General features: G+C 36.3%; 16 protein-coding genes. 12 read left to right on the forward strand and 4 right to left on the reverse strand.

Going from position 1 to position 18,053, the window contains the following annotated elements; genetic code table 11:
* Window positions 1–35 precede the first annotated feature (35 nt).
* From AC23ME_RS03165 to rfbA, 11 genes are all read left to right on the forward strand, one after another.
* Entirely contained in the window at window positions 36–1,013 is a 978-nt protein-coding gene (locus AC23ME_RS03165; protein WP_487726295.1) for a DUF6427 family protein, read from the forward strand.
* Window positions 1,014–1,279: 266 nt separating this feature from the next.
* Entirely contained in the window at window positions 1,280–2,017 is a 738-nt protein-coding gene (locus AC23ME_RS03170) for a type III pantothenate kinase (protein ID WP_487726296.1), read from the forward strand.
* Complete coding sequence (bamG, locus tag AC23ME_RS03175) at window positions 1,998–3,332, forward strand: BamG family beta-barrel-assembly machinery protein (RefSeq protein WP_487726297.1); 1,335 nt, start codon at window positions 1,998–2,000, stop codon at window positions 3,330–3,332. Before AC23ME_RS03170 ends, bamG begins: the two co-directional genes overlap by 20 nt.
* Before the next feature lie 41 nt (window positions 3,333–3,373).
* Window positions 3,374–4,012: a hypothetical protein gene (locus tag AC23ME_RS03180; protein ID WP_487726298.1), complete on the forward strand. Its 639-nt coding sequence runs from the start codon at window positions 3,374–3,376 to the stop codon at window positions 4,010–4,012.
* A gap of 126 nt (window positions 4,013–4,138) precedes the next feature.
* Window positions 4,139–6,235, forward strand: coding sequence for a peptidylprolyl isomerase (locus AC23ME_RS03185; RefSeq protein ID WP_487726299.1), 2,097 nt, complete (start codon window positions 4,139–4,141; stop codon window positions 6,233–6,235).
* A 174-nt stretch (window positions 6,236–6,409) separates the two neighbouring features.
* Entirely contained in the window at window positions 6,410–6,925 is a 516-nt protein-coding gene (locus AC23ME_RS03190) for a DUF2480 family protein (RefSeq protein WP_487726300.1), read from the forward strand.
* Window positions 6,926–7,031: 106 nt separating this feature from the next.
* Window positions 7,032–7,805 carry a DUF3108 domain-containing protein gene (locus AC23ME_RS03195; protein ID WP_487726301.1) on the forward strand — a complete coding sequence of 258 codons (774 nt, stop codon included), beginning with the start codon at window positions 7,032–7,034 and terminating at the stop codon, window positions 7,803–7,805.
* Window positions 7,806–7,882: 77 nt separating this feature from the next.
* Window positions 7,883–8,449: a DUF3109 family protein gene (locus AC23ME_RS03200; protein WP_487726302.1), complete on the forward strand. Its 567-nt coding sequence runs from the start codon at window positions 7,883–7,885 to the stop codon at window positions 8,447–8,449.
* A 91-nt stretch (window positions 8,450–8,540) separates the two neighbouring features.
* Window positions 8,541–9,590, forward strand: coding sequence for a dTDP-glucose 4,6-dehydratase (gene rfbB, locus AC23ME_RS03205; RefSeq protein WP_487726303.1), 1,050 nt, complete (start codon window positions 8,541–8,543; stop codon window positions 9,588–9,590).
* Between the two features lie 3 nt (window positions 9,591–9,593).
* Entirely contained in the window at window positions 9,594–10,463 is an 870-nt protein-coding gene (gene rfbD, locus AC23ME_RS03210; RefSeq protein ID WP_487726304.1) for a dTDP-4-dehydrorhamnose reductase, read from the forward strand.
* A gap of 28 nt (window positions 10,464–10,491) precedes the next feature.
* Window positions 10,492–11,352 carry a glucose-1-phosphate thymidylyltransferase RfbA gene (gene rfbA / locus AC23ME_RS03215; RefSeq protein WP_487726305.1) on the forward strand — a complete coding sequence of 287 codons (861 nt, stop codon included), beginning with the start codon at window positions 10,492–10,494 and terminating at the stop codon, window positions 11,350–11,352.
* An 89-nt stretch (window positions 11,353–11,441) separates the two neighbouring features.
* On the opposite strand, the gene AC23ME_RS03220 is transcribed toward rfbA, so the two are convergent.
* From AC23ME_RS03220 to nagA, 4 genes are all read right to left on the reverse strand, one after another.
* Window positions 11,442–13,181, reverse strand: a complete 1,740-nt coding sequence (locus tag AC23ME_RS03220) for an ABC transporter ATP-binding protein (protein WP_487726306.1) — start codon at window positions 13,179–13,181, stop codon at window positions 11,442–11,444.
* Window positions 13,182–13,277: 96 nt separating this feature from the next.
* Window positions 13,278–13,841 carry a ribosome recycling factor gene (gene frr, locus AC23ME_RS03225; protein WP_487726307.1) on the reverse strand — a complete coding sequence of 188 codons (564 nt, stop codon included), beginning with the start codon at window positions 13,839–13,841 and terminating at the stop codon, window positions 13,278–13,280.
* A 41-nt stretch (window positions 13,842–13,882) separates the two neighbouring features.
* Window positions 13,883–14,590 (reverse strand): UMP kinase, encoded by a 708-nt coding sequence (pyrH, locus tag AC23ME_RS03230; RefSeq protein ID WP_487726308.1) that lies wholly within the window; start codon window positions 14,588–14,590, stop codon window positions 13,883–13,885.
* 39 nt (window positions 14,591–14,629) lie between these two features.
* Window positions 14,630–15,745, reverse strand: a complete 1,116-nt coding sequence (gene nagA / locus AC23ME_RS03235; protein WP_487726309.1) for an N-acetylglucosamine-6-phosphate deacetylase — start codon at window positions 15,743–15,745, stop codon at window positions 14,630–14,632.
* 104 nt (window positions 15,746–15,849) lie between these two features.
* On the opposite strand from nagA, the gene AC23ME_RS03240 reads away from it, so the two are divergent.
* Window positions 15,850–17,880, forward strand: coding sequence for an O-antigen ligase family protein (locus AC23ME_RS03240; RefSeq protein WP_487726310.1), 2,031 nt, complete (start codon window positions 15,850–15,852; stop codon window positions 17,878–17,880).
* Window positions 17,881–18,053: the final 173 nt, after the last annotated feature.

Consider the following 18,053-nt stretch of genomic DNA (forward strand, 5'->3'; position numbering starts at 1 on the left):
ACAATACGATTTAGCAGGTTTTACGTTTAACAAAGATGATTAATCAGTTTCGAAGTTTACATCCACTTAACTTAGCCTTGCTGGTAGCGTATACCATTTTTATGCGTATGGCGATTTTTTTTCACCTGCCATCAGAGCTTAACTTTGAAATTTTAGAATCTTACACCAAGCTTTTTATCAATATCCCAAATGATGCGCTATCTGCAGAAGCGAATGTTTTCTTCGCAACAGTAATTGCATTGGTACAGGCGCTCATCTTCAATCGCATTGTAAACAATCACGGTTTGTTGGCAAAACCAACATATTTGCCAGCCTTATTGTATGTAACAGGAACGAGTTTATTTTTGCAATTCTTGGTACTAAGCCCAGCACTAATCTGTAATTTTTTAATCATCATCATCATAGATAAATTCTTGAAGCTTTCAAAAACGGCAAGTGCCATGAGCATTATGTTCGATGTTGGAATGCTGATTGCTATTGGAACATTAATTTACTTTCCGTTCATTTTACTGCTGTTAATGTTGTGGTTAAGTTTGCTCATGTATCGCCCTTTTAACTGGCGTGAATGGATTTCTGGCATTATCGGGTTTTTAACCATTTTTATGTTTGTCGCCGTGTTTTATTATTGGAACAATAGTATCGACCGTTTTATTGACATTTGGCAGCCGTTAACCAACAAATTCCCTGTTAACTTACAGATTAACTATGATGATTATCTAGTGCTTATCCCGGTAGGTTTAATTATGATTTTAGCGGTAATTCAGCTAAGAGATAATTTCTTTAGAAGCTTCATCAGTACACGTAAGGCATTTCAAATGCTGTTCTTCATGTTTGTGGTAAGTATCTTTAGCTTTTACGCTAAAAGAGGCGTTACTGTTTCACATTTTATGCTGTGCGTACCTCCAGGAGCTGTTTTACTGGCCTACTATTTTTCTAACGCTAAAAAGCGATGGTTTTACGAAACTATGTTTGCCATTCTGGTAATTTGTATTCAATACTTTTTGTTTGTTTAGGTGATTTGCCACAGCAGCACAAATCTATTTGGCTATAAATTCAGATGTAGCCGTCTAGGGGATGTTATGATTAAATATTTCTAAAGATAAAAAACGATTAAATCTGTGTATCCGTGGCTAATATTGTAGACTAAACATTGCCCCTTTAACCTTTTTTAACAAATTGATACCTCGAAACTTGCCAAAGATTAATAGCTTTGTGGCATGAAACTGATAGTGATGTTTCTTCCTATTCGTAATTTGTTGTTTGGTAAGGTAAATATTGAATGCGTAATCTGGTCATAGATATTGGCAATACCTATAGTAAAATAGCAGTCTTTGAGCAAAAAGAACTCATTAATTTCCTACAGCTTAAAAAACTAGAAGAGAAAGACCTCTTAAAACTCATTACCGAATATCAGATAGAAAATTCGACGGTTTCTAGCGTAAGCAACGAAATAAGCGACCTCGAAACATTACTAAAAGAACATACCCAGTATACGCGGTTCAATACCGAAATAATGGGCAACATAAAAAGCCATTACGAAAGCCCCACAACTTTGGGTTTAGATAGATGGGCAAAAGTAATTGCAGCACATTGCTTATATCAAGGCAATAATACTTTGATGATTGATGCTGGCACCTGCATTACCTACGATGTGTTGACAGCCAATAATGAATACTTCGGCGGAAGTATAAGTTTAGGCTTGAATATGCGTTTTAAGGCTTTGAACCATTACACAGGTCGCTTGCCATTAATAGATTGGGGTAGGGAGCAAGAACATATTGAAGAGGGAAGCAATACCCAGAATGCTATTAAACGAGGTGTATTGCAAGGGGCGCTTAACGAAATAGAAGGATTTATTGCCATAGAGCATAAAAGAAATAAAGATTTAAAGGTAGTTTTAACCGGGGGCGATTCGCTTTTTTTGACCAAGCAATTAAAAAATAGCATATTTGCCGCCCAGATTACTCACGAACCATATTTGGTTTTAAAAGGCTTGAATGAAGTTATTACATTATAAAATGAACAATAAAATTAAGTGCGTATATGTTGCTACGCTATCAATGCTAACGATGTCGTTAGGGGTTTTTGCGCAAACAACAGTACAATCTCCATACTCTAAATTTGGCTTAGGTAATCTAAGAGGCTCTGTTTTACCTCAGCAAAGAGGTATGGGAGGTATCTCTACGGGTGTTTTTAGATCTAGCTACATTAACAACATCAATATGCAAAATCCAGCATCTTACGCTGGTATAGGTCTTACCACTTTAGATATTGGTATGACTGGAAGCTCAACACAACTAAAAACGAATAATTTAAGCGAGCGTAGTTTCAATGCATCACTAAGTCATGTAGCTATGGCATTTCCACTTACTACAAAATCTGCAGTTAGTATCGGTATTTTACCATATTCAGAGCTAGGATACGATTTTAGAAATTCTGCAACTTTAGGAACTGGTACAAGCGCAAAATCTGTAGATTACTTATACAAAGGCGAAGGAGGTTTGTCAAAAGCGTATCTAGGTTACGGCATCCAATTTGGCGATCACTTTAGAGTTGGCGCAAATGCCGAATATCTTTTTGGAAATTTGATACAAAGTGCATCTACTGAGTTTGTAAATGATCCTGGTGCAATTAATTCTCGCGATCAGGTTAAAAACAGTATCTACGGACTTAATTACAGTTATGGTGCACAATACGATTTTCGTTTAGGCAATAGAACTTCTTTAGTTTTAGGATACTCTGGATCTTCTGGTTCGAAGTTAAATTCGGAGAAAAGCCAATACACTACCATTTATACCAAAGATGCGCAAGGAAACGAACGCTCTGCTCTAGATACATTGAGCTTTACAGAAAATGGAAAAACAGGGTTGAAAATGCCTTTATTACATTCATTTGGCTTTACTGTAAACAAGGAGAACAAATGGTTGATTGGAGCTGATTACCGCATGGGAAAATGGTCTGAAACTACCATCGATAACGTGAACCAAGGTCTTCAAGATACTTATGGTGTATCTGTTGGCGGTCAGTTTACGCCAGATATCACTGCGATTAACGGTTATTTCAAAAGAGTTGATTACCGTTTAGGCTTTACTTACGATAAAACCTACATTAGAATGGCTAACGAAGATGTAAAACAAACCGCAGTTACTTTTGGTTTAGGATTGCCTCTTCAGTCTGGTTATGCAAGATCTTCATTCTACAAAATGAACGTTTCTGCAGAGATTGGTAGTCGTGGAAAAATCACAAATAGTTTAATTCAAGAGCGCTATGTAAACTTTCACCTAAGCTTCTTATTAAACGACAGATGGTTCCAAAGGTTTAGATTTGATTAATAGGCTTAAGCAAAAAGCAATAGGACTAAATAAGTATAACGTTGAAATTGGCAAAATTGAAAATTAGCGGTAACACCTTTACAGGCGAAAATTTTAGCTTGCCAGCTTTACTTCTTAGTCTTCAGTCTTTAGCCTTTGGTCTTGTTACTTTTACCTTTCTTCTTTCTTCATGCGGTGGCGATGACTTGAAAAAAGTTTCCTCCATTGCGGCTAATAAAGTGACTTTAACAAAAGATCGTACTTACGGCGTAGAGATTGTTTACAGTGATTCTGCAAAAGTAAAAGCGAAAGGCTATGCGCCCATTTTAGATAAAGTAACTCCTTCTGCTGGTGCTGCTTACAGTGAAATGCCTAATGGCGTTAAAATCTATTTCTTAGATGATTTCCTAAAAAATAAAGGAACCATAACTTCAAACTACGCAATCAATAAAGAAGTGGAAAAAATCACCATCTTCCGTAAAAATGTAGTGGTAGTAACAGACAACATGACATTTACCACAGAAGAACTTACTTGGGATGAAAATAAACGTCTTTACACATCGCCAGCTGGTACGGTAACTACAAAAGATGGGAATGTGCTCAACGGAACTAGTTTTTCTGCCCCACAAGATTTCAGCACTTACAGCATTACAATGCCTTCTGGCCAGGGCTATGTTGATAATGGAAAACTGCCTCAGTAGGCACTAATTTTAAGCTTCTATCTTCCTAGTTTTCAACTTAAAAAACAATTGAAATTTAATATTTTCTAATTTGTTTCAAATTTGTATCTTGCGCCCTCTTAAAATAAAATTTTAATATAGAATAATATGGGTATAATGACATTCTTGCGTAACCGTGCAGGGCTTATCTTAATTGGAGCAATAGGTTTCGCAATTGTAGCATTTTTAATTGGAGACGTTTTTACTACCGGACAATCTTTTTTAAGTGCGTCTAGAACAACAGTAGGATCTATTGACGGGGAAGACATAAAGTACGAACAATTTAACACAAAGGTAGAGCAAACTTCTGCTCAGTTTAAGCAACAGTATGGCGGCGTTATGAACGCTCAAATGCAAGCTATGGCAGTAGATCAAGCTTGGCAGTCGGAAATTGCAAACATCGTTTTAGGTAAAGAATTTGATCGTGTAGGCTTAACAGTTTCTGCAGACGAACTTTTCGATCTAATCCAAGGCAAAACTCCTAGCCCATTAATTACACAGTATTTCGGTAATCCACAAACTGGTGAGTTTGATAGAGCTGCTGTAATGACTTCTCTTAAGTCTAGAAATACAAATCCTCAATTGGCTCAGCAATGGTTAATGCTTGAAGAGGAAATCGAAAAACAAGCGCTGCAACAAAAATATACCAAATTGGTAAGTAGCTCTGTTTACGTTTCTAGTTTAGAAGCTAATGATGAGTACATCAACCGTAATAAATTGGTTAATTTCAAATATGTAAACTTAGATTACAGCTCTATTCTTGATGCGAATGTGAAGTTAGAAGATGCTGATTACAAAGCTTACTATGATGAAAACAAAAAACGTTTTGATAATGCTCAAGAAACAAGAGATTTCCAATATGTAGCTTTCAGTATTCAGCCAACTGCAGCTGATAGCGCAATTGTAAAAACTCAAGTAGAAAAATTAGCTGCGGATTTTAAAACTACGCCAAACGATTCGTTATTCTCTGCTAATAACTCTGATGTTAAAATCCCTTACACTTATCTTTCTAAAGGTAAATTAGATCCAGCAGTAGATTCGGTAATTTTCAACTATCCAGTTGGAAGTTTCTACGGGCCTAAGTTCTCTGGAAATTCTTACAAATTAGCGAAAGTTGTAGATAGCCGTTTCTCTCCAGATTCGGTTAAAGCAAGCCATATCTTAATTAACCCAGCTCAAGTTGGTGGAGATGATAAAGCATTTAAACTTGCAGATTCTTTAAAAGATTTAGCGCAAGGCGGAAGTAGTTTCGCTGAGCTAGCTAAAAAATATAGCGTAGATGGTTCTAAAGATCAAGGTGGCGATTTAGGTACTTTTGCCCGTGGTGCAATGGTTCCTGAGTTCGAAAATGCTGCTTTCAATGCTAAAACTGGCGATATCAAAGTGGTAAGATCACAATTTGGTATCCACGTAATTAAAGTTGAAAAACAAGTTGGTTCATCTAAAGTGGTTAAGTTAGCTTACATCGAGAAAAGCTTAGTGCCTAGTCAAAAAACAAGAGATGCCGCTTACAAAAAAGCAACTACTTTCTTAAACGAAGTAAAATCTGATAATTTCAGTGCTTTAGCTCAAAAACAAGGCTATACAGTTGGTATTGCTGATAGAATTACAGCTACACAAGGTTATGCTCCAGGCTTAGATAATCCTCGTCAGTTAATTAGAGATGGATACGAAGCAGATAAAGGTGATGTGTTAGCGCAAGTTTACACCATGGATAATGCTTACGTAGTAGCGCAAGTAACGTCTGTAAAACCTAAAGGACAATTGTCTTTAGAAGATGTGAAGAAGCAAATCGAGCCTCAGGTATTGAATGCTAAAAAAGCAAAAATGTTAACTGAGAAGTTTGACAAAGCTTTAGCCGGTACTTCAAGTATCGATGCTGTAGCTCAAAAATTAGGAAAAACAGCAACACCAGTTCAAAACATGGTATTTGCTAACCCAATTATTCCTGGCTTATCACAAGAAAACAAAGTAGTTGGTACTGTGTTCGGTTCGCAAGTAGGTAAACTTTCAAAAGCTATTGCTGGCGACAGAGGTGTTTACGCATTTGTTGTAGAAGGATTTACTAATCCAGCTCCACTAGCTAATACATTTAAACAAAAAGAAAGTATGTTGATGAACATTAGTCAACGTGCTCTAGGTAACGCTTTCCAAGCATTACAAGAAAAAGCTGATATAAAAGACAATAGGGTGAAATTCTATTAATCTTATTTACTTAATTTTGTAACCGTCCTTGCATAAAGCTTGGACGGTTTTTTGTTGTATGGAAATCGTCATTGCGAGGAACGAAGCAATCTTAAAGCGAGAGTTTCAACACTTTTAGTTACTTTGTAAGATTGCTTTGGTCTTCGCAATGACAGCACACACATAGTAGTAGTTATGGATATTCAAGAAAACATTGTTAACAAAGTAGCGGCAAGTGGATTAATTACCTTTAATCTCGAAGATCATTTAGAGAAAGGTGAACGCTTTTTGTATGATATAAAAGATAACCTTTTTCATGGCTTGATGCTTAGAGAGAAAGATTTTAGAGAATTTGTTAAGACGCACGATTGGACGCAGTATCAGGGTAAAAACATTGCTATTACTTGCACTGCAGACGCAATTGTGCCTACTTGGGCTTATATGTTACTGGCTAATAAAATGAAGCCTTACGCTAACGAAGTGGTGTTTGGCAATCTTGATGTGCTAGATACCGTACTTTTCTCTAAAGCCCTCTCAAAAATTAATTTAGATGATTATGCAGGTGAAAGAGTGGTAGTAAAGGGCTGCGCAAACCCACAAATCCCAGTGTCTGCTTATGTAGAAATTACGGCCTTACTTACTCCGGTAGTTAAAAGTATCATGTATGGCGAGCCATGCTCTACTGTGCCAATCTATAAAAGAAAAGATTAGAATTTGTACATTTAGATTTTACTAGAAAGTTTAAAATTTAACAAATGTTAACACCTGCACTTCTACCAATGCAAAATTTTGGATTGCTTTTTGTTTTAGTTAACGTATGAGAAAGTTAGCGTTAATAATTGGCTTAATCGCAATCGGACAATTCGGAATTGCTCAAGAGCTTCCTTTGAAAAAAGAAGTTGCTTTTAAAGAAGGAGAGGTGCTTACCTATAAGTTGAAGTACGGTTTTATCACAGCAGCAGAAGCAACCATAAAAGTTTTGCCTTCTGATATGAAATTCGATGGTAAGCCGACTTACAGATTACAAGTTGACGCTCGGACCTCAGGAACATTTGATGTGTTTTATAAAGTTCGTGATCACTACGATTCGTACATAGATAAAGAGGAACTTACGCCTTACTTCTATCAAGAAGATGTTAGGGAAGCTAAATATCGCCGACAAGACAAAGCACGTTTTTATCAAGATACTAAAAAGGTAGTAGCCAATACGGGAACTTATACAGCTCCCACTACACAAACTTTTGATTTGGTATCTGCTTATTATTTTGCCCGCAGTTTAGATATCAGTAAGCTAAAAATCAATGATACCTTTAAACTAAATTATTTTTTAGGGGATGAAATTTCAGCGCTGGAAATCCAATATGTAGGTAAAGAAGTAATAAAGTCTAAGCTTGGAAATATTAACTGTCTAAAATTTAGTCCTTCTATTAAACCCGGACGTATTTTTAAAAAGGATAGTAAGTTGTACCTTTGGATCACCGATGATGGCAACCGCGTGCCTGTAAAAGCACAAGTAGAGATTTTGGTAGGTTCAGTAACGATGGAGCTAAAATCTGCCGAGGGGTTAAAGTATCCTATCGGTAAAGGTTAATTTGTTAACTGCTGCAACAGTCTAATTTTACAGGTAGCGATTAACCGATTACACAATTCAAATGATTAACCATAAAAATGATAGAAGTTCAAAGTGCCTTAGTACATGAAGATCTGATTAATGAAGATTTTGTATGTAATTTAAGCAAGTGTAAGGGGATTTGTTGTATTGAGGGTGATTCAGGTGCGCCTCTTGAACAATCAGAAAAAGCAATTTTAGAGGAAATATATCCGAAAATAAAGCATCTGCTAGCACCTAAAGGCATCGCGGCCATTGAAGAATATGGTACGTCTGTAGTGGATCTAGATGGTGATTTAACTACTCCTTGTGTAGATGGCAATAAAGAATGTGCATATGTGACCTTTGAAAATGGCATCACTAAATGTGCCATAGAAAAAGCTTACGAAGAAGGAATTGTTGACTGGAAAAAACCAATTTCTTGTCATTTATATCCCATTAGGATAACTCAATACCCAGAATTTGAGGTGCTAAATTACGATAGATGGCACATCTGTAAGGATGCTTGTTCTTTCGGAAGAGAGTTAAAGGTGCCTGTTTATAAGTTTCTTAAAGATCCATTAATTAGAAAGTACGGTGCAGATTGGTACACTGAACTCGAAGAGAATATTGCAAACAATTCCTAAGTAATTTTATCTTTCCCGAACATATTCTTTAAAAGCGTAGTGTTAATACGTAGTTTCTTATATTTTTGTAAGAAACAAGAAAGATTTCGCTTTGAAAAAGATATTAATCACTGGAGGTGCAGGTTTCATTGGCTCTCATGTAGTAAGAAGGTTTGTAAATAATTATCCAAATTATCAGATTGTTAACCTAGATAAATTAACTTATGCGGGTAATTTAGCTAATTTGAAAGATATAGAGGATAAGCCTAATTACAGTTTTGTTAAGTTGGATATAGCCGATGCAGCAGCCATCAACGAGCTATTTAAGGCCGAAAATTTTGATGCTGTTATACACTTAGCAGCAGAAAGTCATGTAGATCGTTCTATTTCTGATCCTACTGCTTTCGTAATCACGAATGTTATTGGTACAGTAAACCTCTTAAATGCAGCTAGAGAGTATTGGAAGGGAGATTATGATAAAAAGAGATTTTATCATATTAGTACCGACGAGGTTTACGGAGCTTTGGGCGAGACTGGAATGTTCACCGAAACCACAGCTTACGATCCGCATAGTCCTTACTCTGCATCGAAAGCAAGCTCAGATCATTTTGTGAGAGCTTATCATGATACTTATGGCTTGGATTGCGTGATTTCTAACTGTTCAAACAATTATGGATCACATCATTTTCCTGAGAAATTAATCCCTTTGGCTATCAATAATATTAAGAATAATAAACCTGTACCTGTTTATGGTAAAGGTGAAAATGTTAGAGATTGGCTTTGGGTAGAGGATCATGCAAGAGCTATCGATGTTATTTTTCATCAAGCAAAAACTGGTGAAACCTATAACATTGGCGGACATAATGAGTGGAAGAATATCGATTTAATTCATCTGCTTTGCAAAATTATGGACAAGAAATTAGGTCGTGAAGCAGGTGAGTCGGCAAAACTAATCACATTCGTTACCGACAGAGCAGGCCATGACTTACGTTATGCTATCGATTCTACAAAGCTACAAAAGAAGTTAAATTGGGTGCCAAGTTTGCAATTCGAAGAAGGCTTAGAAAAAACCGTCGATTGGTATTTGTCCAATGAAGAGTGGTTAAGCAACGTTACTTCAGGTAATTATCAGTCGTATTACGAAAAGCAATACAATAATTAACCGATGGCTAAAGTACTAGTAATAGGCGCAGGAGGTCAGCTGGGGCAATGTATCAAAAAGATTGTTGCACATAGAAATATTGCTGATGTAATTTTTCCAGAGGAAGGTGCTGCAAACATCTTAAATATAGCAGATTTAATGGTTCTTTTTAATCAGGAAAAACCAGCTTACGTAATTAATTGTGCTGCCTACACTGCTGTAGATAAAGCTGAAGACGAGGTCGATATCGCTAAAGCAGTAAATGAAACTGGTGCAAGAAATTTGGCACAGTTATGTAAGTTACATCAGGCTACGCTAATCCATATTTCTACTGATTTTGTATTTGAAGGCAATGAAATAAAGTTATTGAAGGAAGACGATGTAGCGAAACCCATCAACGTATACGGCATAACAAAGTTAGATGGTGAATTAGCCATTGTTGAAGAGCTAGATCAATATATCATTCTTCGTACCAGCTGGTTGTACTCTGAGTTTGCTAATAACTACGTAAAAACCATGCTGAAATTGGGTGCAGAGCGTGATGAATTAAATATCATTGCAGATCAAGTTGGCACGCCTACGTATGCTATCGATTTAGCTAATACTATTTTCGATATCATTCAAAACCCTGAAAAGAAATACGGAATTTATCATTTCAGTAACGAAGGTGTAACTTCTTGGTACGATTTTGCCAAAGCGATTTTTGATTACAGCGGGACTAAAGTAAACGTAAATCCAATACCTACAAGCGCTTATCCTACAAAAGCTAAGCGTCCACATTTTTCGGTAATGGATAAGAGTAAGATAAAAGCAGATTATAACATAACCATACCTTATTGGATGGATAGTTTAGCAAATTGCATTAACGAATTGAAGTTGATGACAAATGGCTAATTTCCCCCAATGAACTAATGAACTGAATATGAAAGGAATTATATTAGCTGGCGGAAGCGGCACCAGATTGCATCCATTAACCTTGGCTTGCAGCAAGCAAATGATGCCTGTGTACGATAAGCCAATGATTTACTATCCGCTATCAACATTAATGTTAGCTGGTATAAACGAAATTTTGATAATTTCAACGCCACACGATTTGCCTAATTTTCAAAAACTATTAGGAGATGGCGAAAATTTAGGTTGCAAGTTCAGTTACGCAGTACAGCCAGAACCAAATGGATTAGCGCAAGCTTTTGTAATTGGTGAAGAGTTTATTGGTCAAGATAAGGTTGCTCTGGTTTTGGGCGATAATATTTTTTACGGCGATGGAATGGCAAAATTGTTGCAAAGCAGCGCCGATCCAGAAGGAGGGGTTGTTTTTGCCTATCAGGTATCAGATCCTGAAAGGTATGGTGTGGTAGAGTTCGATGCAGCCAACAAGGTAATTTCTATCGAAGAAAAACCTACGCAACCAAAATCAGATTATGCTGTTCCAGGATTGTATTTTTATGATAATGATGTTGTGGAAATTGCAAAAAATATCAAGCCATCGCCTCGTGGTGAGTATGAAATTACCGATGTAAATAAAGTTTACTTAGAACGCGGTAAGCTAAAAGTGGGCGTTTTAAGTAGAGGCACAGCTTGGTTGGATACCGGAACTTTCGCCTCATTAATGCAAGCTGGTCAATTCGTTCAAATCATTGAAGAAAGACAGGGCTTGAAAATTGGTTGCATTGAAGAAATTGCCTACAGAATGGGCTATATCACTGCTGATCAGTTGAGAGAAATTGCTAAGCCACTCGTAAAAAGTGGTTATGGCGAGTATCTATTAAAAATTGCGAAGTAAGAGATATAAATTTTGTCATTCTGAGGGACGAGGAATCTGTGATGTAGTTTAATAGATTCTTCGCTATGCTCAGAATGACAATTGCTTAATTATCTCTCTCCAACTTGCTGTCTCCACATGGCGTAGTACAAGCCCTTTTCTTCCACTAAATCTTCATGTTTGCCTTGTTCAATAATCTGCCCTTTTTCTAGCACATAAATTCTGTCCGCATGGCGGATGGTCGACAAACGATGTGCAATCAATATGGTGATTTGCTCGCTTAATTTAGAAACATCTTTAATTGTGGCAGTTATTTCTTCTTCAGTAATTGAATCGAGAGAAGAAGTTGCTTCATCAAATACTAATATGTCTGGATTACGTAGCAATGCTCTAGCAATCGATAGGCGCTGTTTTTCACCGCCGGAAACCTTTACCCCACCTTCTCCAATTACGCTGTCTAAACCTTTATCGGCTCTGGCCAGTAAAGTATGGCATGCCGCCTGGCGAAGTACTTTCAAACATTCATCATCGGTAGCATTTGGTTTAACGAATTGTAGATTTTCTCTGATTGTACCGGAAAATAACTGCGTGTCTTGCGTTACAAAACCAATTTTTTCCCTTAGGTGGTCTAGGTTAATCTCTTTACCAGAAATGCTGTTGTAAAGTACATTTCCTTCTACAGGCTGATAAAGTCCTACCAACAATTTAACTAAGGTCGTTTTTCCAGAGCCAGAAGGACCAACAAAAGCAATTGTTTCGCCTTTACTTACACTAAAATTGATATGGTTTAGGGCATTCGTTTTTCCGGTTAGGTGTTTGAAACTGATATCATCGAAGGTTAACTGCTCTATTTTTCGTAGTGGCTTTGGGTTGTCTGGTTTTTTATCGATAGGAGTACTTAAAATGTCTTTAAATCTTCCAAGTGACACTTCTGCTTCTCGCCAAGTTAAAATTACATTTCCGAGCTCCTGAAGTGGGCCAAATAAGAAAAAGGAATAAAATAGGAATGAGAAGTATTGACCAGGCGAAATGGTATTGTCGAAAATAAGCACCAATAGTACAACAACCATTATGCTGCGTACTAAATTTACCGTAGTTCCTTGTACAAAGCTCATGCTACGTACATATTTCACTTTTCTTAATTCTAAACCTAAGATTTTGTAGGTGGTTTTGTTTAGCCTTTCAATTTCTTGATTAGCCAGGCCTAAACTTTTCACTAACTCAATATTCCTTAACGACTCAGTTGTAGAACCAGCTAATGCGGTGGTTTCCGCTACAATTGACTTTTGAATAGTCTTTATCTTTTTGCTTAAAAACCAGCTAATAAAAGCAATAATTGGAATAGAAGCCACATAAACTAAGGTTACTTTGTAGCTTACAGAAAGTGAATAGACAATAACGAAAATCATCCCCACTAAACTGATGAATATGATACTGATAAAAGAAGTAATAAACTTTTCGCAATCTACCCTTACTTTTTGCAAAATCCCTAAGGTTTCGCCACTTCGTTGGTCTTCAAATACTTGATAAGGAAGTTCTAAGGAGTGCTTTAATCCATCAGCATACATTTTGGCGCCAACTTTTTGTACGATAATGTTGGTAAAATAATCTTGAAAGTTTTTCGCAATCCTAGATACCATTGCTGCGCCAATAGCCAAGCCTACCAAGCCAAGTACTCCCCAAATATATGCTGAGCGGTCAAGTAGATCCTTTCTTTCTATAAATCGATCTACGATTTGACCGGTAAAATAAGGGTCCATTAATGAGAAACCGATATTTATTGCGGCTAAAAATAAGGCAAGCACCACCACCCACTTGTGTGTTTTTAGATACTCGAGTAATAAATTCATTTTTGTTTTGTGATTTTGGAATGCAAAAATAGAAAAAGGGAAGCTAGCAAAACTAACTTCCCTTTTATATTACAATTCAACGATATTGCTAATCGTTTAGACTGTCATGATATCTTTTTCTTTCAACTCAGAAAGTTTATCAACTTTAAGGATATAAGCATCTGTAACCTTCTGTACTTCGGCTTCTCCGGTTTTAATTTCATCATCAGAAACACTTTCTGCTTTCAGTTTTTTAATCTTTTCGTTCGCATCTTTACGGATGTTACGAATTGCAATTTTACCTTTTTCAGCTTCTTCCTTCGCTTTTTTCGCTAAGTCTTTTCTACGCTCTTCAGTTAAAGGTGGTACAACCAAACGAATAATACTGCCATCGTTTTGTGGATTGATACCAATGTTAGCCTCCATAATAGCTCTTTCGATAGGAACCAACATGTTTTTTTCCCAAGGTTGTACAGTAATGGTACGTGCGTCTGGAGTACCTAATGCCGCAACCTGAGATAACAGGGTAGGCGAACCATAATATTCAACAGTAATGCCGTCTAACATTCCTACAGCAGCTTTTCCAGCTCTAATCTTTGTAAGTTCCGATTCGCAATGCGCAATGGCTTTATCCATCGTGGCTTGCGCATCAGTTATTTGTTTCTTTATGAGGTCATTCATTGTTCTGTGATTTTATACAAATATAAAATAATGCTTATCAATTAGCCTTTTACCAAAGTGCCAATTTCTTCTCCTTGTGCAATTTTCATGAAGTTTCCGGCTTTATTCATATCGAAAACGATAATTGGCAAATGATTTTCTTCGCAAAGCGTAAAAGCTGTCATATCCATTACGTTAAGGTCTTTCGCATAAACTTCTTTAAACGATAATGTTTGATATTTAGTTGCATTAGGATCCTTTTCTGGATCAGCAGTATAAATGCCATCTACACGGGTTCCTTTCAATACCACATCGGCGTTAATTTCAATAGCTCTTAATGCCGCGGCCGAATCAGTAGTAAAGTATGGATTTCCTGTGCCTGCACCGAAAATTACGATACGCCCTTTTTCTAGGTGACGAACAGCTCTTCTTCTTACGAAAGGCTCGCAAATTTGTTCCATTTTAATAGCGGAAAGTAAGCGGGTCTTTAAACCAACTTTCTCCAGGGCATCTTGCAAGGCCATGCTGTTAATTACGGTAGCCAACATGCCCATATAATCCGCTTGTGCTCTGTCCATCCCAGATTTTTCAGCGCTTAAACCTCTAAATATGTTTCCTCCGCCTATTACAATCGCTATTTCCAGACCTTGGTCATGTACAGCTTTAATATCTTCAGCATATTGCTTAACTCTTTCGTTATCAATGCCATATTGCTTTTCGCCCATTAGCGATTCGCCGCTCAGTTTGAGGAGGATCCGTTTATACTTCATAAAAGACAAAATTATCAAGTTTTTTTAATTGATGGTGCTTTAATTGCGTTTAATTTCTTCGCCTTTGAAAAATACTTGCTCAATATTCAATTGTTCATTCAAAATCACAAAGTTGGCCTCAGCGTTAACACTTAATTGCCCTATTTCGTTTTCTTTTTTGATCAGCTTTGCTGGATAGTAAGTTGCCATGTTAATTGCATCTGCTAAAGAGATGTCACAATGTGTAACACAATTTTTAATAGATTGTAGCATTGTCATTGCCGAGCCTGACAACGTCCCGTCTGGCATTACAAATTTTCCATCTACAGCAACGTGCTGATAGGGGCCAGTGTTACATTCTGTAACAGCATCAGTAATGATAAACAAACGTTCTTTCATTACTTTAGCGGCAACATTCACCACTTCAAAATCAACGTGTAGACCATCTACAATGATACTTGACATTGCTGTTGGATGATTGAATACTGCCGTTGGAATACCTGGAGCACGATGTTGCAATGCCGACATAGCATTGAATAAGTGTGTAGTAGTTTGGATACCTTGATTGTAAGCTTTAGTAGCTTGTTCAAAAGTTGCGCTGCTGTGCCCTAAAGATACCACAACATCATGGTCTAGTAAGTATTGAATTACTTCATCATCTTGTAGTTCTGGCGCTAAAGTCATCATTTTTATCGTGCCATCACTAAAATCCAATAATGATTTTATTTCATCCAAACTGGCTTTGCGAATATATTCTTTTACGTGCGCTCCTCTTTTTTCGGGATTAAGAAAAGGACCTTCTAAATGCAAACCCAAACAATTTCTAGCTTCTTTACGATATTCCTTAATTACAGAAATACATTGGTTAAAAACTTTCGGAGTATTGGTTGCTAAACAAATTAGAAAACCTGTGGTACCTTCCTGCAACAACTGATCTTCAATTATTCGAATATTTTCGATCGATGGGTCGGCGGAAAACAACTTACCTGCTGCGCCATAGATTTGTAAGTCTACGAAACTTGGTAATAAGTAGTTCTTTTTTGCATCTATAGTTGCATATCCATTTGGGATAGTTTCATTGGTGAAATCTATTATTTTACCGTCGTTAATTAAGACAGTTTGATCAACAATTAAGTTATTTCCTCTAAAAAAGCGACTGTTGGTTATAGCAATCATAGTTCGTATGGCAATGATTTTTAAGCGTTTAAAAACATAAAAACAGAATTATTTTATCCAGTTTTATTAAAACGATTTGTAAATTCCTAGAATATTTGAATAACATGAGCAAGAAAGCAAAAAGGAATATTCTCCACTCAACACCAAATTTACAAGAAAAACCTATTGATTACAGCAACATTATAGTAACAATAATTATTACGCTTTACTTACTTATAGAATGCGTACCGCAGGTACAAATCCAAGACCAAATGGGCATGCATTGGTTGTTATTGTCTATTTTAAATGGTGTTTCCCTATTATATATTTTTAAAAACCAAGTTGTGTTTAATCAGGCAAGATTAACTACGTTTTTTAGAAGTGGTATTTCGCTTCTGTATCTATTGTTTTTTGCAATTGCAGGTATTTCATTTTTAGTGGCACTAAATACTACAGAAAGTTTGGTGGTGTATAATCGATTGTTCTCATCCATATTGGCATTTTTTATCATCGGTACTTTACTACTTCATAAGCTTCATTTGCTTAAGAATATAGCCTTAGTTATAACGATAATTACTTTATTGCAGAGCTTTGGAGCGGTAACTCAATTTTACAAAGCTGTAAACAGCATGCCAATTGATGCTTTGATAACTAGCTTGAAGGGTAATACAGGAAACAAAAATATATTTGCGGCGGCATTTATGATGAAGCTACCCTTTATAATTTATTGTGTTTTTACACGCGAAGCATTTTTAAAATATATTGCTATTTTGGCGTTAGTGCTATGTTTTTTTGCTGTGTTTTTAATAAATGCAAGAGCTGCTTTTATAAGCTTAATTATAGAACTTACCATTGCATTAACAGTTATTGGATATATGTATTGGAAAGAAAAACTGTTAAAAAGATATTTAACAACAGGTTCTTTCATTATTGCTTCGTTGTTATTTGCTTTTTTTGTGAGTCAAAACAGCTTAAGGAAGGCTACTGAGAACACGACTACTGAATTTGGTACCCTTGGTTCAAGGTTAGGTACGCTAACTGAGCAAAATACGGCCGAATCTAACATCAGATTAGCTTATTGGAAAAAATCTGCTGCACTAATTGAGAAAAATCCTTTTATAGGTGTGGGATACGGCAATTGGAAACTCTACACACCTTTATACACAAATACATTATTAGACGATAATGTGTTCTCTAAGCATCCTCATAATGATTTTATTGAAATTGCTGGCGAAACCGGTATACCTAATACCCTCGTTTACTTTTCTATATTCGTAGTAGGCCTATTTATAACTATAAAAATTTTACTTTCTAAACAATCATTAGATAGAAAAATGATTGCAATAATTGCGTTTATTGCAATGTGCGGTTATTTTATCGACGCCTTTTTTAACTTCCCAGCAGAGCGACCTAATATTCAAGTTTTGTTTGCCTTAGCATTGGCAATAGTGCTTAGTAGTTGGTTGGCTGGTAAAGAAATTACCAATAACGGAACAAATAAAAGGTTTATTAAATGGGGCTGTTTAACGGCAATTTTGATGTCTGCAGGCAGTACGTATGTACATGCAATGGTTTTCAAGTCTTCGCAAGCGCAATACAAAGTAGATAATGATTTGGCAGCTATTGACAATATTCCCGATGCGATGCCTAAATATAAATTTAGTGAGGTTGATAAAATGTTGCCCAATTTTCCAAATATTGGAGAAAACTCTGAAACAATGGGTTATAAGAAAGCTAAGTATTTAGAAAGGGAAAAAAGATACGATGAAGCAATTAAATTATTGGATAGCGTACATCACCAAATGCCATATTTAGCTTATGGAGATTATTTAAAGTGTAATATTTACTTACAAGAAAAGAAATTAGATAGCGCCTACAAGTATGGTAAAAAGGCAGCTTATGCTAAGCCTAGACATTTTTACTATTACCGGATGGCAAGTTATTTGGCGATGGCGCACAAAGATGGAAAAGAGGTGCAAAAATTATACAATCAATATAGTAAGTATCGCAAAGAACAACAGGCATATTCGTATTACGCTCAGTCGTTATTTTATAGCGCTTACAATAAAATGGAAGTTAAAAAGATTGTAGATGAAGGTTTAAGACTTTATCCATCAGACACAACTATGTTAGCACTAAAATCTTACTTGCCATAGTTTGGTTGGCAGTTTGCAACCACAAGGATCGGCAATAATTGAGGTTTTACAAACCCGTCCCAAATAACCATCGGGAGTAGCGTAAATACTTTTTTGTTTTATTTTCTCATCCGATAGTTGTCGTATCTGAGCGTAGCGAAGAATTTGTTGTGTTTACCTCCGTCTCAAATAGA

This window comes from Pedobacter sp. T50_32 (genome assembly GCF_057652195.1).

Coding starts and splice junctions, on each gene's coding strand:
- AC23ME_RS03220 (WP_487726306.1), bottom strand. CDS start 13,181: ATGAATTTATTACTCGAGTATCTAAAAACACACAAGTGGGTGGTGGTG.
- AC23ME_RS03165 (WP_487726295.1), top strand. CDS start 36: ATGATTAATCAGTTTCGAAGTTTACATCCACTTAACTTAGCCTTGCTG.
- rfbA (WP_487726305.1), top strand. CDS start 10,492: ATGAAAGGAATTATATTAGCTGGCGGAAGCGGCACCAGATTGCATCCA.
- nagA (WP_487726309.1), bottom strand. CDS start 15,745: ATGATTGCTATAACCAACAGTCGCTTTTTTAGAGGAAATAACTTAATT.
- pyrH (WP_487726308.1), bottom strand. CDS start 14,590: ATGAAGTATAAACGGATCCTCCTCAAACTGAGCGGCGAATCGCTAATG.
- AC23ME_RS03195 (WP_487726301.1), top strand. CDS start 7,032: ATGAGAAAGTTAGCGTTAATAATTGGCTTAATCGCAATCGGACAATTC.
- bamG (WP_487726297.1), top strand. CDS start 1,998: ATGAAGTTATTACATTATAAAATGAACAATAAAATTAAGTGCGTATAT.
- frr (WP_487726307.1), bottom strand. CDS start 13,841: ATGAATGACCTCATAAAGAAACAAATAACTGATGCGCAAGCCACGATG.
- rfbD (WP_487726304.1), top strand. CDS start 9,594: ATGGCTAAAGTACTAGTAATAGGCGCAGGAGGTCAGCTGGGGCAATGT.
- AC23ME_RS03185 (WP_487726299.1), top strand. CDS start 4,139: ATGGGTATAATGACATTCTTGCGTAACCGTGCAGGGCTTATCTTAATT.
- AC23ME_RS03200 (WP_487726302.1), top strand. CDS start 7,883: ATGATAGAAGTTCAAAGTGCCTTAGTACATGAAGATCTGATTAATGAA.
- AC23ME_RS03240 (WP_487726310.1), top strand. CDS start 15,850: ATGAGCAAGAAAGCAAAAAGGAATATTCTCCACTCAACACCAAATTTA.
- AC23ME_RS03190 (WP_487726300.1), top strand. CDS start 6,410: ATGGATATTCAAGAAAACATTGTTAACAAAGTAGCGGCAAGTGGATTA.
- AC23ME_RS03170 (WP_487726296.1), top strand. CDS start 1,280: ATGCGTAATCTGGTCATAGATATTGGCAATACCTATAGTAAAATAGCA.